This window comes from Algoriphagus terrigena DSM 22685 (assembly GCF_000429445.1).
Lineage (GTDB): Bacteria > Bacteroidota > Bacteroidia > Cytophagales > Cyclobacteriaceae > Algoriphagus > Algoriphagus terrigena.
This window is the reverse complement of the sequence record NZ_AUBW01000007.1, coordinates 32404-46856: the sequence shown is the minus strand read 5'-3', so window position 1 is coordinate 46856 and position 14453 is coordinate 32404. Positions and strand designations below refer to the sequence as shown.

Here is a 14453-nt window from a genome sequence, read left to right as displayed (position 1 = left end):
GCATCACGCGTATTCATCACATCCTGTCTAATACAAAATGCTCAATTCCTAGTTCGGCTTTTGGGTACTCAGTGCAAAATCTTATACACCAGTTCGCGGAGGATTTCACCCTGTTCCATGCTTCCGGAGTCAACTCCTTTGAAACGAAGATCCGCCTCTTTGATGTGTGCGAACACATCAATTACCTTGCCCAATTTGAAGTTTCTGGCTGCAGCTGAATATTCTTTGAGTGCATAGGGATTCACTCCAATCGCTCCGGCCAGCTGGTTGTCAGGCATGGCTCCGGCCCGGTGGATCAGCGCTATCTTGCTGAAATAATTGTACAGTAGAGAAAAAATGGGGATAATCGGATGAGCTTTTGGGTTTTGGATAAAATAGTGGATGATCTGATTCGCCTTTTTCACATCCCTGAAACCTATAGCCTTGGTGAGCTCAAAATTGTTGTACTCTTTGTTGATGCCGATAAACTTGGAGATATGCTCGGCAGTGAACTTCGTCGGTTCGGCAAAGTTGATTAGCATCTTTCCTACCTCATTGGTGATCACTTCGAGGTTGTTTCCAATAGAGTCGGCGAGAAGCTGTGAAGCTTTTGGCTCAATCTGGTGTCCCAGGTCCTTGAAATATCCATCCACCCACTCGGTGAGCTTCCAGTCCTTGACCTTCTCCGAATTGACGAAAACCGTCTTTTTGTCCAGCTCCTTTTTCAGCGCACTTCGGCCGTCGAGCTTCTTATGCTTATGCGCAAAAACAAGTATCGTACTGGGCAGCGGGTTGTTGATATAGCTGAGCAAAAGTTTCTGAGCGTCCTCTTTTCCCAAATCAGGAATACTCTGTGCTTCCTTGACGATCACTACCTGCCGATCCGCCATCATGGGGAATTTACGGGCATTACTAAGGATAACATTGACTTGGGAGTCTTTGCCATACATCACCAACTGATTGAAGCCCTTTTCATGCTCAGCGATGGCGTGCTTCTCGACGTAGTCGGTAATCAAGTCGATGAAATAGGGCTCATCCCCTTCCAAAAAGTAAATCGGAGCAAACTTTTTCGCTTTCAGGTCTTTAAGAACAGCTTCGGGAGAATGGGGCATGGATTGAAAAACTAGACGGTTTAAAGATAGCAAGCGGAAGGAAAAGGGAGCGAAATCCTGGGAAATATTCTTCGGCAAACTATTCTGGGCTTAACTTTGTATGAATAGAGGTCAGCGGCAACAGGCGACCGCACAAAGCTCCTGAACGGAATGTTTGATGCCTAATATGGTGGCGAGGAGTTGGTGAATCTGTCGAAAAAAAAGAAAAAACAATGAGTTTCGAAAAAGGCATAGCATTCTACAAGGAAGGGAAATTTGAGGAAGCGTTGGAGGTTTTTGACCAATTGATTTCTGAGCATTCCGGCCAGGCCGAACTCCACCTTTACCGAGGCCGGGTTCTCACCCGCATGGGAAAAGGAGAAGCGGCGCTCGGCGATTTTGATTTCCTCCTGGAGCTCGAGCCCTACAACACAGACTACATCAGTGATCGGGGCGTGGTCCTGCATCTCATGGGCAAAAACGAGGAAGCGCTCAGTGAACTCGACCGAGCGACCAACCTCGATCCCAAAAACCCCTATCGATACAGCAGTAGGGCATTTCTCAAAGACCGCATGGGAGATCTACACGGCGCCATCGAAGATTATGAAAAAGCCATCGAACTAGACCCGGAAGATGCTGTATCCTATAACAACAAAGGATTGGCGGAAGAGAAGCTCGGCTATATCGAACGCTCAAAGCAAAGCTTTGACAAGTCTGATAAGCTGACCGGATATGACCCTCAGAAGTCTGCAAACAGCCTACCACCTATCGACTCAAAGCCCTCGGCCGAATCTGCTCAACCTTCCCCGGCATCGATCCGGGAAGAACCGAAGAAAGTCAGTTCAGGTGATTTTTGGAATACGCTCAAGTCGCTGCTTACAGATCCGAAAACCAGACAGGAATTCGGGAAGTTTTTGAAGGGATTTTTCTCCGGGAAAAAAATCTAAAAACCCTTGATGACCCACAGGGGTTTATTGAGGAAGTATGACATCTTCTTGGAGAGGTTTTTGGAAAAAATCTGATCAAAGAAGGACTTTTTCTTGCTCAGGGTTACCAGCACATCTCCCTTTGCTACCTGAAGGTAATTTTCCAGCCCCAAAGCCAGATCGTCACGGTAAGACTTCAGCACATAGTTGATCTTTTCATAGCGGACAAATGGCTGAATCTCTTCTACCATGGTCATGTGCAGGGACTTATCGATGGCCTTGTGGCTGGACGAGACATGCACGATGTCAATCTCAGAATCAAACAAACTTGCCATCTCCACCACTCGCTGGATCGCGAGCTTGTCCTCCTCGACGTAGTCAGAGGCGTAAACGAATTTACGCGGCGGCTTAAAGAAGACCTTTCTCGGCACAATCAGAATATCCCGGTCACTCTGCTCCACCATCCGACTGGCTCTGCTGCCGATGATCTGACTACGCAATTCATTCATTCCTTCGGTACCGGCCACGATGAGGTTCGCATCCATCTCTCGGGAATAATCCAGGGTAACGGGGACTATCTTACCTTCCCGGTAGGCTATTTCGCATCCAGCCAAGCCATTTACCAACGCTTCATCCAAGACAGCGTTCCGAAGATTTTCCAATTTTTCATCGACGAAGTCAAGCTGATTTTTGCCCTCTTCGTCCATCGGAGACAGCTTCAGGTAATCTTCCCTGTTGAGCACGTGAAAGAGTACCAAGTGAGCATTCAGCTTCTCTCCCAATCGGGTTGCAAATTCGATGGCGTTGAGTGAGCATTCCGAAAAATCGGTGGGGCAAAGTATCTTAAAAGTATTTTCCATCTGTAAAAATCAATAGCCTTTAGGGCGGTTTACGACATTCAAAAGTGGCAGGTTCGCCTTCAGTCTCCTGAAGTTCTCAATTATCTGCGGCGAAGCAGCCTGGGGATTAGTCACACTGGCAATATGCGGCGTGAGTTGGACTCTCTTTTCATCCCAAAACGGATGGGATGCTGGCAAGGGCTCTGTACGGTACACATCCAACAGCGCACCGGAAAGATATCCTTGGTCCAAAGCCGGAATCAGATCCTCCTCTACCAGATGCTTTCCCCTCGCCACATTGATGAGAAAAGTGCCCGGCTTGCATTTCTTGAAAAGCTCCAAGTTAAGGATGTTTTCGGTATCTGGTGTCAAAGGGAGCAAACAGACTAAAACATTGATTTCAGCGAGAAAATCCTTCAACTCATCTTTCGGAAAATACGGATATCGAAAATCCCTTTTTTCACTGAATCCAAAGCCAAAAACCGGAAACCCCATATAGCTCAGCTTGTCCAGCACATCTCCGCCCAAAGCGCCCACTCCCATCACACCTACTTTTACGGGGATTTCAGGCTTACTCATATCCCAGACTTTGCGCTGCTGGTCGGCTTGGTAGCGGGTAATTTGACGGTGAAAATTAAGCACGCCCATCACCACGTAGTTGGTCATGGACCAAGTCAGCTTTTCGTCCACAATGCGGACGATCGGAAGCGCCTCAGGGATCGAGGAATCGCTCAAGATATGATCTACTCCGGCACCCAGCGAGCTGATCAGCTTCAGATTGGGCAAGGTGCTCAGATAGCCCGGTGGATGCTGCCATAGCAAGGCCATCTTGACATCCTCAGGCCTGTCGATATCCGGATAGACCTGAATATCTATCTCCGGTTCGTGAAAGGTCAGGGCATCAATCCAGACTTTGGGATTACGTCCGGGGCTGATTATGGCGAGGCTCATGTTTGTTGTATTTGGGTAGTGGGTAAAATTACCAAGATAGGAAGCCCTTCAAAATCCACCGGTCAAAAAAGAGTGGTGAAATCACGAAAAGGCAAAAAGAAAACGTTGAAATTGCAACTCAATCCTGAACGATCTGTGAGGCTTTGGGATTGTATCCAAAACAAAAATCCTTTTAAAAAATGATCAGAAAAATCTCTTTCGCTCTCGTGACCTTGCTTTTGACAAGCTTGGTCAGTTTTTCCCAGCAACTCCAAATGCCACAGGCGAGCCCTGGTTCCAAGATCTCCCAGCAGTTTGGATTGTCCGTGGTGACCGTGGACTACAGCCGGCCCAGTGTCAAAGGCCGGAAAATCTTTGGGGAACTCGTTCCTTTTGGCCAAATCTGGAGAACCGGCGCAAATTCCGCCACCCAGGTGAACTTTTCAACAGACGTGACCATCAGCGGTCAGAAAGTACCCGCCGGTACCTATGCACTGTATGCGATTCCCGAAAAATCCCAATGGACAATCATCCTCAGCAGAGACACGAAACTCTGGGGAGCAATCGGATATAATCAAGCGGATGATCAGGCGAGATTCACGGTGCCGACCTCTAAGGCAAGCAAAAAGGTAGAAACCTTCGAAATTGGATTCAACAGCATCACTGACAACAGTGTCGTGGCGTTCGTGAAATGGGAGAATACCCAGGCCGAGTTTAAGATCCAAACCGAAGTGGATCCAATCGTGATGGCTGAGATTCAAAAGCTGGTAATCGACGCTAACTCCACTGATCCAGCGCTGCTGTTTCAGGCTGCAAGCTATTATTTCACCACGTCCAAAGACCTAAACCAAGCCTATACGTGGGTGAAGCAATCCACGGACAGTGATCCAAAGTACTGGACGCTGCACCTACGTGCAAAGATCGAAAATGCCTTGGGCATGAAAACAGAAGCGGTAGACACTGCAACCCAATCAAAGGCGTTGGCTGAAGAAGGCGGAAATCCAGATTACGTTGCGCTGAATGAGCGGCTGATCGATTCGATCAAATAAGACAAAGTATAAAGTTGCAAGAAACTAGACTTAGAAAAGACAATTGAATAAGCGAAAACTCTGGCTTCCGACTAAGAGAAGTCTTTAGAAATGAAAAACCTCCGGATTGACTTCCGGAGGTTTTTTTTGTGTTTCTCTCTTACCCCTTCGCCACTTTGCCTCCGACAATCTGCTGCAAAATCAAACCGAAAAGCATCACTGCCAGACACCCGATGGCATTGTACCAAAGGAATCCGATGTCCCAGTGAAAGCCCAGCATGCCTGTCCCATTTCTGAAATGGACTACCAAAATCAGCCCCTGCGACAATAGTGCCGCAATGAAAACAGCTCTTCCTTTCACCCATTTCATAAAAAAACCGACCATAAATACTCCTAAGATCGTCCCATAAAAAAGTGAACCGAGTAGGTTGATCGCTTGAATGAGGTTTTCAAAAAGTGACGCATAAGTAGCAAAAAGGATAGCCCCAAGGCCCCAAAAAGCAGTAAATACTTTGGAAGATCTGACATAGTGCTCGTCGCTTGCGTCTTTTTTGATCGATCTTTTATAGAGATCGATGGTACTGGTCGACCCGAGCGCGTTGAGTTCTGAAGCGGACGAAGACATCGCTGCGCTGAAAATTACCGCAAACAACAGCCCGACAATTCCTTTAGGAAGATAGTCCATCACAAACCGCATGAAGACATAGTCCGTGTCACGTGTTTCGGCAGCGGGGTCATTTTGGAGAATCAGCTCTTTGGCTTGCTCCCGAAGTTCTTCCTGCTCCAATTTGATCTCTTTGATCTGGCCTTTGATCGACTCTGCATCTTCATCTTCACCCGCCTCGATAGCTGTCAGCATTTGCTGATAGGCGTTTTTCCCCGATTCAAAGCTCGCATTGTAGTTATTTTCCAAAGCCTCAAACTGGGGAGCATACTCGCTTTGGCGCAGCTTGTCCGTTTGCACCTGGTTGAAGATCACGGGAGGTTGGATAAACTGATAAAACACAAAAACCATCACTCCGATAAAGAGGATAATGAATTGCATCGGTATCTTGAGAAAACCATTCATGATCAAACCCATGCGGCTTTGCGTCAGCGTCTGACCGGAGAGATATCGTCCTACTTGACTCTGATCCGAACCGAAATAGCTCAAAAAGAGAAACACCGCAGCAGTCATTCCCGACCAGATGTTATATCGGTCAGCGAAATCAAATTCAAAACTCACCACATTCAGCCTGTCCATCTTCCCGGCTACATGCAAGGCTTCCTGAAAGGATATCGGAAGCAGCTGGATCACGATGATTCCGGCCAATATCATCCCTCCCATCATCACTGCCATTTGTTGCTTTTGGGTGATAGAGACCGCGGAGGTACCACCCGAAACGGTATAAACAATCACCAGCACTCCAATGAAAATATTCGTCCAGGTCAGATTCCAGCCCAGCAAAGTCGATAAGATGATTGCAGGCGCGTAGATCGTAATTCCCGCTGCCAGCCCTCTTTGGACGATGAACAAGAGTGCTGTTAACGTTCTGGTCTTGAGATCAAACCGCTGCTCCAGATACTCATAGGCTGTGTAGACTTTCAACTTGTAATAGATCGGCACAAAGCTCACCGAGATAATAATCATCGCCAGCGGCAGGCCAAAATAAAACTGAATAAACCGCATCCCGTCTTCATACGCCTGCCCCGGCGTACTCAAAAAAGTGATTGCGGAAGCTTGGGTAGCCATGATCGAAAGCCCAATGGTCCACCAGTTCATGGAGTTATTGCCGCGAAGGTAGGAATCCAGATTTTTGCTCCCCCGAGTCTTATAAGTCCCGTAGATAACGATGGAAAACAGTGTCAAAAAGAGGACAATCCAGTCGAGGGTACTCATGCGTACGATACCGTTAACCAATAAAACAACGCAATCAAGATGAGCAAGCTAGCCATCAGCGCCAGATAAACCACCTTCCATCGAATCGGCTTTTCATTCATCTTATTGCTCGATCAGGTTGATAAATAGTTTGATCGGCCCCGGAATTCCTGCGGGCAGCTGTCTGAAAAAAGAAATACCTGTATAGACGAAGGTGCCATCGCCATAGTTCCCAATGATAAGCGAACCATTGCTCGACGGCTCATCCGGATCCTGCATGACAAAGGGAGTGTGGTAGGCAGAGTCGATAGCTGTTGCGAAGTAAAGCCCCCGCTCCTGCACCCATCCATCTAGGTCGGATTCGTTCATCTTGTTTGGTCCTGCCAGCACCGAACTATTCCAATCCGCTACTACGGGAGAGCCCTGCACAGCGACGCGGTCTCGGCCGATTGTAAATGGAAATGGACCCATCTGTTTGGGCAAAGTCGGAGAGCTTGTATTGTACTGGACGATCAGATTACCTCCCGATTTCACGTAAGACATGAGAGCTTGCTGATTTGCGGCCACGGCACCATTGGTGTTGTACGCACGGATCCCGACCACTATCGCCTTGAATTGACTTAGATAGTCAGCGGAATAGTCGTCCGCGCCTATCATCGTCACTTGATATCCCAACGCAGCTAAAACGCCCGGAACGTCATCTCCCGCACCCGGAATGTATCCGATCTTTGCCCCGGACACCTGCCATTCCGCCTGTATCAACGTCAGCGATGCGAGGTGAAAATAGGTCAGGTTTGGTATGTGTTTGTAGGAGATTGTCTTGGTACTTAGGTTAAAGCTTTCTCCACTCTGAGTTGTAAACCGTGCTGTTATCTTTTTGTTTCCATTTCCATTGGGCAAAAAAGCGATCCGGTAAATGCGCTTCTTTTGAAGCAATAGCTCTTCCATGCCGACAATCTTAAACTGCGCTGAATCCAACCCCTCAAAATCCAGCTTGCCTTCCAGCACTTCAGAATTGAAGTTCACGGTGACTGTCACAGTCGGATCCGCGCCGGCAAGCAGGAATACGTTGTCTTTGGAGACGGTTAGATCTACCTCAGGGATGATTGTAAATGGCTGCTTTACTTCTCCATCCACCGGATCGTTGTACTTGTATTTCAAGGGAACCGAGGCGGAAAGCTGTTGTCCGTCCAAGGTAAAAGACAGGACACCGGCGATACTGGCGTCATTAAATGGTTTTCCGATCAGAGCTTGATCCTTGACATCATACAGCGCGCCGTCGATGGGATTCTCCAACCAATAGGGTTGGGAATAGGACATATCGCTGGGGATCGAAAATACTACTGGAACAGACCGGGTCTGATTGTTATTCAACTCTCCGGAGATCTCAGAAAAATCCTGCTCTCCTATCTCCAAGTTAGTGACACTCACGCCGACTGAGGAAGGGTTGTTGACCACAAATTCTGCCTTGACCTCCTCGCCTGGAAAACCATACTCTTTTCTGACCCTGAATTCAAATTCCAGTCCTAAAGCCATTATGATAAGGCGATCCAACTTTTCGATTTTCTCCAGAATCCACGTTTCGCTCGAGTTGAGAGCTTTCAGAGAAGATCGGATTTTCAATAAATCTGAGACGTTTTTTTCCGTCTGCGAAAAGTCAAATTGCGTCAGTAGCTGATCAATCTGAGCCTCTACATCTCTTCCCCCAGGGATAGATTCCCAGCGGTCAGCGACTCCTTCAAAGGCGTCCTGACTATAATTCTCCCCAGCTACCAGCTGAATATGATCCTTTGCCTCACCCACACCTGCTGTCGCTCCAAATCCCTGAGATTTGTGCATCGTGCGACTGTCTGCGGCGATCTGATGATAGGTCTGACCTAGCAGTGGATTATACCCCCCAACTTCGAATACATAATATTTCTGTCCCTCCTCTGGCTTAAACTCTCCTCCAAAATTATATGCGTTGAAAAAGATGCGTTTCGGCTGCCAGGGCTTCACCCACTTCAATTGCTCCGGAAAAGCATCTGATTTCCCAGCCAGCTCAAACGCCTCCCCAGCCAAGATGGCGGAAGTCGTGTGATGCCCGTGAGTAACCCCGGGGATGGTATTGAACCGGGTAATAATGATGTCAGGTTGGAATCTGCGGATCGCCCAAACCACGTCCGCTAAGACCTTTTGCTTGTCCCAGTTTTGAAGCGTCTCTGTAGGATTTTTGCTATAACCAAAATCCATGGCACGGGTGAAATACTGCCGTCCACCGTCGGTTTCCCGCGCTTTGAGCAGCTCCTGTGTTCGGATCTGTCCCAGCTCAATGCCAAGTTCTTTTCCGATCAGGTTTTGCCCTCCGTCTCCGCGGGTCAGACTGAGATAGGCCACCTCCGCATGCTCTCCATTGACCAGGTAGGAAATCAGTCGGGTGTTTTCATCATCAGGGTGAGCAGCTACGTAGAGCACCCGCTTGGTTTCCCCAAGCTGGAGCAAATGCTGATAGATCAGAGAGGAAGGGACTGACTGCGCGCTAGAGTAGTGACTGAAAAAACCGAATAGAATGAAAACAAGCGTCTGAACTACCTTTGGTTTGAGCATATTGGGTTTTTGATTGACACAGTAAGCTATCTGAATCCTATACGAAATAAAACTATTTTGTGACTAATGGATGAAATTCAAAGGGTTTAACTCACTTTTTCCCCGCTAGGGTATAGCCCACGGTAAATTCAAAAAAGTCTGCCTTCGCTTTGTGTGCTTTGATCTGCATTCCAGCAAACATGTTGTTGTCAAATCGATACCTCGCTCCGATGCGTTCATAAAACCAAGTCATCTCTTGATTCAGCTCATTTCGATAGATGTATGCTCCAAAGGCGATGGGCACGTACAATCGATCAGTCAACTGCCACTCCCAAGACCCAACCACAGCCAGGGAGGTTTGGTCTTTGAAGGAAAAATCCTCCTCAGGAAACCTTGCTTCCATCCCCTGCGCCCAAAACAAATCCAAACCCAAGCCCACTCGGTATTTGTAGGTCGGCTCCAGCAAATAGTTGACTCCGATCCCACCACGGAAATAGGTCGGATCGCCGATTTCATAGTTTCTCACGCCGGTGTAAAGAGAAAAATTCCAGTAAGACATCAGCTCTTTTTTCCCAATCTCTGGCCTTTGGGTGGGGATGGCTTTGAGATCACCAAGCTTCACCTTCATCGCAAGATTCAGCGGAAATAGATTAATTCCCGCATTTGGTTTTTTCGCTGCTCCGTTGGAAAAATGCTTCAAACCCAAAGTTGCTTGAAAGTCGGTTCGTGGAGAAATTCTGACCGTCGAACTCAGCCCCGCATGGATGTAGGCATTGATATTAGATCCAATGTACTTGTTGTGTGGGTTAGCCAGCGAGTCGTAAGGTTCTAGATTGAAGCCCACCCCTAACTGTAAAAAATACCCAAAACTCACCCGATCACGTTGACCGGAAATGGAAAAAGGAATCTCCATAAAGCCATATATGGTATGGGGCATTCCAATTTCCTTGTAGTTTTTCAAGGTGGAACTAAGGCCGATACCCAAAGTCGGATATCTGTAGAGGTAATTATACGTAGTGTTGGATATTTTCCTCCAGCCCATTTTGACGTCCAGCGCTTTGTAATCTACCGCATCCTTGATTTCATTACCCCAGTCTGTGCCGTTGCTCAGCATAGGGCCGGTCTCATAGGAAAAGCTGAGGGATTTTTGAAACCTGGCATTCTGGGCAGAAGCTGTGCCCAACAAAAAGGTTAAAGAAAGAAAAAATCCAACTTTAATCAGTTTAAACATAATTGCACTTCAATTGGGATTTGGTGACGCAAAAGTATCTAAAAAATGGAAAGGACCACTCGTTAAGCCATACTTCAGATCCCAAATTCACGCGCAAAAAAAAAGGCCGACTTCTCAGTCGGCCTTTTAAAATATCTTGGCTTAGTTTTCTTGCCAGCCAGCACCAAGCAACTCGGTGAGTTTTTTGTCTAGGGCTTCCGCCTCAGCAGTGTTTTTCAATCTGGTGTGTACCTGGTAGAGGATGATCATGATGTCGGTGTTGTCCGGCTTAATTTCAACAGCCTTGGTGAAATAAGGGACCGCCTGCTTGTAATAGTCGTCAGCCTGCTTACCGAGTGTCTGAGATTGCTTTTCCCATTCAGCATCCGAAAGTCCGTTCAGCTCGTTAAGAATCTTTCTAGACATCTCGAGCATCAGAGCTCCAGTGTAGTAGTTGCCTTCGAAGAAGTTAGGATCCGCTTCCACAGACTTCTTATAGTCGGCAAGAGCACCTTCCAAATCACCCGCTTGCTCTTTCAGATATCCGGATCTCAGCAGAAGACCTGTATTGTTTGGATCATTGGCTAGAGCGTCTTTGATCTGAGACATTGCTTCATCCATCTTGTTCAACTGAAGCAACAATTGGATTTCATATTCAGCCAATACCTTGTCGTTAGGATACTCAGTCTTAGCTTTTGTAACCAGATCAAACGCCGCTTCTGGATTTTTCTCCTCAGTACTCAAGATCTGAACCATGAAATAATATGTGTTCAGCTTGTTGTAATTAGGAAGTTCCAAGAGGTATCCAAAGTGTTTTTTAGCATCTTCAAATTTACCAAGCTCATTAGCCAAGTAACCGGCGTTGTAATGGATTGTTGAATCTGTGTGGTCAATCTCACCTGCCAAACTGAAGAACTCATAGGCCAGTTCCGCATCATCGGCATTGTATCTACTGATTGCTTTGTCAAAGGAGAGATTCTTGAGAGTCATGATCGAGTAAGGTCTCAAGTTGTCAGGGACACCTGGCATATCTTCTTCGTACACGTCCGCACCTACTCCGGCTTCTTTGTCACTTCCAGCCATTTCAAAGGTCTTGTTGTAAGTCTCCAATGCCTTTCTTCCAAGCCCTACCGTCTCCATGGTGTTGGAAGAATCTGCGTAAAACATCTTGGTTTCAATTTGTGCTTTCAGCAAAAATGTCGCAGGATCACCGCTGGTTTCAGGGTTAGCAGCGGCAGCATCGATAGCTGTCAGCGCAGCTTGGTAGTCGCCGGATTTGAATCCTTTTTCGGCTTCTTTAATTACTTTCTTTTGTCCAAAGGCCAAGGTTGTAGCACCAACCAGTGCCAAAGAGAGAATCAGCTTTTTCATTAGCGTTTTTATCTTAATTGATTGTTCGGTTATTCTGTTGTTCCTTCTGGCGTGTCAGAAGATTGGTTTTCTGGATTTTCAGGAGATTCGATGGTACTGTCCGTCGGCTCTGGAAGTTCTAATTCTTCCTCTCTTGAGATTTTTTCGACAGATGATATCTCATCTCCCTCGCCAACTCGTATCAATCGTACTCCTTGGGTAGCCCGGCCCATCACTCTGAGCTGATCCATCGATATTCTGATCGTAATCCCGGATTTATTGATGATCATCAAATCATCTGAGTCCATTACTTGCTTGATGGCGACCAACGTACCGGTTTTCTCGGTCACATTCATCGCCTTCACTCCTTTTCCTCCTCTATTGGTAATTCTATATTCCTCGAGCTCGGAACGTTTTCCATAGCCTTTTTCAGATACTACCAAAAGAGTCGCGCTTTCCTCAGAGGCACAAACCATGCCAATGACATAATCTTTATCACCATTTAACGTTATCGCCTTCACCCCTGTGGCGGTTCTCCCCATCGGACGAACAGCCGCCTCAGGGAAGTGGATTGCTCTGCCGGATTTGGCCGCGATGACGATATGTTGCTTGCCATTGGTCATATTGACGTTCACCAATTGATCATCTTCTCTGATATTCAAAGCGATGATTCCGTTGGTTCTGGGACGGCTGTATTGCTCAAGTGTGGTCTTCTTGATAATCCCGCGCTTGGTGATCATCACCAGGAAGTGATTGTTGAGATAGTCCTGATCACTTAGGCTGTCCACCTGGATGATTGATCTGATCTTATCATCCGATTCGATATTGATCAGGTTTTGGATAGGACGGCCTTTAGCAGTCTTTGTCCCTTCAGGAATCGCGTAAGTTTTCAGCCAGAACAACTTACCCTTGTCTGTAAAGATCAAGAGGTAATTGTGTGTAGAAGCGGTAAAGATATATTCAGTCCAATCGTCTTCTTTGGTGCTGACGCCCCTGGATCCCACGCCACCCCGACCTTGAGTTCTGTATTCAGTCAAAGCGGTACGCTTCACATAACCCTGGTGAGAAACGGTAATGACCACTTCCTCATTCGGAATCATGTCTTCGTAGCTTAAATCTTCCGCATTGTGTTCGATTTCCGTGCGACGGTCATCCGAATACTTGTCCCGTACTTCCTGAAGTTCGGTCTTGATGATCTCCATTCGCTTGTCCTCGTTAGCCAAGATTTCCTTCAGCTCTTCGATCAGCGCCATGATCTCCTTGTATTCTTGAATGATCTTGTCACGCTCCATGCCTGTCAGGCGTTGCAATCTCATATCGAGAATTGCACGAGCTTGAATCTCGCTCAGCTCAAATCGCTCCATCAGGCCATTGCGGGCAGATTCAGGATCTGGTGAATTTCTGATCAGAGAGATTACCTCATCCAAGTGATCCAATGCAATCAGGTAGCCCTGAAGAATATGAGCTCTCTTTTCGGCTTCTCTTAATTCATATTCTGTACGTCTGACGATCACCTCATGCCTGTGGGCGACGTAGTGAACGATCAGATCTTTCAGGTTCAGCGTATACGGGCGGCCCTTCACGAGCGCAACGTTATTCACTGAGAATGAAGTTTGTAGCGCTGTATGCTTGTAAAGATTGTTTAAGACAACGCTTGAGATGGCGTCACGCTTCAGTTCATATACAATCCGCATCCCGGAGCGGTCAGACTCATCGCGGATAGCAGAGATGCCATCGATCTTCTTCTCGTTGATCAAGGCAGCGGTTTTCTCCACCATGTTTGCCTTGTTGACCATGTAGGGGATTTCGGTGATGACGATCATCTCCTTGCTTCCCCCTTCTTTGATCTCTACGTTGGCCTTGCCTCTTACTACCACTCTACCTCTGCCCGTCTCGAAAGCCGCTTTCACGCCATTGTATCCATAGATAATCCCGCCTGTCGGGAAATCCGGTGCAATGATGAACTTCATCAGTTCAGCAATCGTGATGTCACGGTTGTCGATGTAGGCAACAATGCCGTCGATGACCTCTCCCAAATTATGGGGGGCCATGTTGGTAGCCATACCTACTGCGATACCAGAAGCACCGTTTAGCAACAGGGCTGGTACTTTGGCGGGAAGTACAGTTGGTTCCTTGAGGGAATCGTCAAAGTTGAACTGAAAGTCAACGGTCTCTTTGTTGATATCGACAAGCAACTCCTCAGCAATTCTCTTGAGTCTGGCTTCGGTATATCGCATCGCGGCGGGGTTGTCACCGTCGACCGATCCAAAGTTACCCTGACCGTCAACCAAAGGATATCTCAGTGACCATTCCTGAGCCATACGAACCATTGTTTCGTAGACTGCGGAGTCACCGTGTGGGTGGTATTTTCCCAAAACCTCACCGACGATTCTGGCAGATTTTTTATAAGGCTTGTTGTGTAAAACGCCAAGTTCCTGCATTCCATAAAGGATGCGTCGGTGAACCGGCTTAAGTCCGTCTCGGACATCAGGAAGTGCTCTTGAAACAATGACCGACATCGAATAATCGATGTAGGCACCACGCATTTCCTCCTCAATGTTAATTGGTATGATGTGCTCGTTCTCTCCTTGGGCCATAAAGTACTTTTTCGCGCTTCAAATTAAGCTGCAAGATAGTAAAAACTGCAAGGTTTCGAAACCCAGCTTGTAACCTTGTC

10 protein-coding genes are annotated in these 14453 nt (G+C 47.2%); 2 read left to right on the top strand and 8 right to left on the bottom strand.

From position 1 onward, the window contains the following. Positions 1-68 precede the first annotated feature (68 nt). Positions 69-1091, bottom strand: coding sequence for a DNA polymerase III subunit delta (gene holA / locus G459_RS0107355; protein WP_026967066.1), 1023 nt, complete (start codon positions 1089-1091; stop codon positions 69-71). Between the two features lie 212 nt (positions 1092-1303). Here holA and G459_RS0107350 point away from each other — a divergent pair, with 212 nt between their 5' ends. After that, entirely contained in the window at positions 1304-2017 is a 714-nt protein-coding gene (locus tag G459_RS0107350; protein ID WP_026967065.1) for a tetratricopeptide repeat protein, read from the top strand. Here the strand turns inward: G459_RS0107350 and G459_RS0107345 are convergent. Both G459_RS0107345 and G459_RS0107340 read right to left on the bottom strand, forming a co-directional pair. Further along, positions 2014-2856 carry a universal stress protein gene (locus G459_RS0107345; RefSeq protein ID WP_026967064.1) on the bottom strand — a complete coding sequence of 281 codons (843 nt, stop codon included), beginning with the start codon at positions 2854-2856 and terminating at the stop codon, positions 2014-2016. The genes G459_RS0107350 and G459_RS0107345 overlap by 4 nt on opposite strands. Before the next feature lie 9 nt (positions 2857-2865). Then, positions 2866-3786, bottom strand: a complete 921-nt coding sequence (locus tag G459_RS0107340; protein WP_026967063.1) for a 2-hydroxyacid dehydrogenase — start codon at positions 3784-3786, stop codon at positions 2866-2868. A 179-nt stretch (positions 3787-3965) separates the two neighbouring features. On the opposite strand from G459_RS0107340, the gene G459_RS0107330 reads away from it, so the two are divergent. Continuing rightward, complete coding sequence (locus G459_RS0107330; protein WP_026967062.1) at positions 3966-4814, top strand: DUF2911 domain-containing protein; 849 nt, start codon at positions 3966-3968, stop codon at positions 4812-4814. Between the two features lie 139 nt (positions 4815-4953). On the opposite strand, the gene G459_RS0107325 is transcribed toward G459_RS0107330, so the two are convergent. The 5 genes from G459_RS0107325 to gyrA all read right to left on the bottom strand — a co-directional run bounded on the left by G459_RS0107325 (position 4954) and on the right by gyrA (position 14373). Next, positions 4954-6672, bottom strand: a complete 1719-nt coding sequence (locus G459_RS0107325) for a sodium:solute symporter family protein (RefSeq protein WP_026967061.1) — start codon at positions 6670-6672, stop codon at positions 4954-4956. 102 nt (positions 6673-6774) lie between these two features. Then, positions 6775-9237, bottom strand: a complete 2463-nt coding sequence (locus G459_RS0107320) for a PIG-L family deacetylase (RefSeq protein ID WP_026967060.1) — start codon at positions 9235-9237, stop codon at positions 6775-6777. Between the two features lie 91 nt (positions 9238-9328). Next, positions 9329-10447: an acyloxyacyl hydrolase gene (locus G459_RS0107315; protein WP_026967059.1), complete on the bottom strand. Its 1119-nt coding sequence runs from the start codon at positions 10445-10447 to the stop codon at positions 9329-9331. Positions 10448-10588: 141 nt separating this feature from the next. Next, positions 10589-11797, bottom strand: a complete 1209-nt coding sequence (locus tag G459_RS0107310) for a tetratricopeptide repeat protein (RefSeq protein ID WP_026967058.1) — start codon at positions 11795-11797, stop codon at positions 10589-10591. A gap of 29 nt (positions 11798-11826) precedes the next feature. Then, entirely contained in the window at positions 11827-14373 is a 2547-nt protein-coding gene (gyrA, locus tag G459_RS0107305; RefSeq protein WP_026967057.1) for a DNA gyrase subunit A, read from the bottom strand. Positions 14374-14453 lie beyond the last annotated feature (80 nt).